The organism is Stenotrophomonas pictorum JCM 9942 (genome assembly GCF_001310775.1).
In the GTDB taxonomy this organism is placed as follows: domain Bacteria; phylum Pseudomonadota; class Gammaproteobacteria; order Xanthomonadales; family Xanthomonadaceae; genus Stenotrophomonas; species Stenotrophomonas pictorum.
Map to the genome: position 1 here is coordinate 1 of NZ_BAZI01000395.1, position 2417 is coordinate 2417.

A 2417-nucleotide genomic window follows, 5' to 3' on the forward strand; every position below is an offset into this window, starting at 1 on the left:
CCAACGGCGCAGCGGCCACGCCCGCCGCCAGCCCCCGCCCGATCGCGCTGGAGGACATCCCGGCGCGGGCGGACACCGACGAGCGCTACGCTGACGAAGTGCTGGTCCGCAGCACCCAGGATCTGCCGATCCAGCGCAGCGCCGAACCGGAACTGCGGGCGATCGAGCAGTCGGTGGATGCCAAGGGCGGGATGTTCGCCTACGCCGAACTCAGACGACTGCCCGTACTGCGCCTGGAAAGCCTGGAGCGCCACTGGAAGTTCGATGCGCTGCGCTTCAGCCATTGGAAGCAGGAGCTCAGGGCCAGCACCGATCCCTACGCGCGCGATGCCGCCGAGCTGTCCGGCCGGCGCGCGTTGTGGGAGGCCACGCGCCGTGCGTATCCGCCCGGGTCGCTGCCGGAGGCGCTGTCACAGCGGATCGATACGGTCATCGCCCGTCTGCGCCAGGCCGAGAACTCGTTGTCCAGACCCCTGCAGCAGCAGATGGAACTGGGGCGACGCGCCAACCTGCTCGATGCCCGGATCCGCAGCGGCGCACACGCGGTGGCCGCCGCGATCGAGCATATCGATCGCCGCCTGCTGCGGATCGATGCCCGGCCCTTGTGGACAACCAGCGCCTCGGCCGCGGTCAATGACAGCATGCGCCAGGTGCTGCGCAAGGAACTGGCGCTGGAGCTGGAGTTCATGCGCCAGTACGCCGAGGCGGGGCTGGGCAACCAGCGGGCACTGCGCGCCCTGGAAATCGTACTGGTGCCACTGCTGGGCTGGCTGGCGTGGAGGACCCGGCGTACCCCGCAGGTGGATGCGACCACCGCGGCCTCGGCGCACGTGCTGCTGCGCCCGGTGTCGTGCTGGGTACTGCTGTCGATGATCGGGGTGATGGTGCTGGAGCCGGATGCCCCATTGCTGTTGCACCAGATCACCATGGTCGTGGCATTGATCCCGGTACTGCGCCTGTTACCGGCCCCGGCGCGCGCCCTGCTGGGACCGTGGCCCTATCTGGCCTCCGGCTTCTATCTGCTGCAGCGGCTGGGTTTCTTCCTGCTGGCCAACCACCCGCTGTATCGCTGGTACTACCTGCTGCTGGCCGCGGCGATGCTGCTGCTGACCCTGTGGCTGCTGCGGCTGGCCCGTCGGCACACGGCCCATGCCAGCGCCTCGGTACGCACGGCGGCACGGGCGTTGGCGTGGTCCGCGGTGGCGCTGCTCAGCGGCTCGATCGTGAGCAATGTGCTGGGCAATGTGTCCATGGCGGTGATGCTGGCCGGCGGCATCATCGATTGCGGCTACATGGCACTGGTACTTTACGCCGCGCTCGCGGTGTTCTCGGCATTGCTGCGGACCCTGCTGGCCCAGCCCGGCCTGCACCACCTGCGGCTGCTGCAGGCGCATCGCGAAAGCCTGGCCGACGGCATCATCCGGGTGATGCGGCTGGGTACCGCGGCGGGGTGGCTGGTGTTCGCCATGGAGCGCTTCCGGGTCTTCCGCCCGCTGTGGTCGCTGGCCCAGTCGGCACTGACACGCCGGCTCGAATATGGCGAACTGTCACTGAGTCTGGGCGATGTGCTGGTGTTCTTCGTCTCGGTGTTTCTGGCCTTCTGGATCGCCCGCTCGCTGCGACTGGTGCTGCAGGAGGAAGTGCTGGCGCGGATGTCACTGCCACGCGGTGTGGGCAACAGCGTCGCCTCGCTCGGCTACTACGCGCTGCTGCTGATCGGCCTGCTGCTGGCGTTGTCCGCCGCCGGCTTCAAGGTCGGGCAGCTGACTTTCCTGTTCGGCGCGCTAGGCGTAGGTATCGGGCTGGGCCTGCAGGGCGTGGTCAACAATTTCGTCTCGGGCCTGATCCTGATGTTCGAACGCCCGTTGCAGCCGGGCGATGTCATCGATTTCGACGGCACCAGTGGCCGCGTCCACAACATCGGCATGCGCGCCACCACCTTGAAGACATTCGAGGGCGCCGATGTGGTCATCCCCAACGGCATGCTGCTGTCGGAGAAGCTCACCAACTGGACCCTGCTGGACAGCAGCCGCCGGCTGAGCGTGGACGTGGGCGTGGCCTATGGCAGCGATGTGGCACAGGTGCAGGCGCTGTTGAGCCAGGCCGTCAGCGACACCGCGCATGTGGCGACATTTCCGCCACCGTCGGTGTTCTTCCTGGGCTTTGGCGCCAGCGCGCTGGACTTCTCGGTGCGCGCCTGGACCCATGACGCGGACAACTGGATGGGTGTGCGCAGCGCACTGGTAGCCAACCTCCATGCGGCGCTGAGCCAGGCGCAGATCGAGATACCGTTCCCGCAGCAGGACCTGCACCTGCGCTCGGTGGACAAGACCGCCGCCGAAGCGCTGTTCCGCCAGGCGACGGGCACCGGCCACCCTGCAGGTACGGACGCGCCGCCGGCGTAGGCGCGCGTCGCG

Annotated in this window: 1 protein-coding gene; it reads left to right on the top strand. The window is 68.3% G+C overall.

Annotated features, from left to right (window positions below; translation table 11 throughout):
- A partial coding sequence (locus tag JCM9942_RS14200; protein ID WP_054660485.1) for a mechanosensitive ion channel domain-containing protein occupies positions 1-2405 on the top strand: 2405 nt, incomplete at its 5' end.
- Positions 2406-2417: the final 12 nt, after the last annotated feature.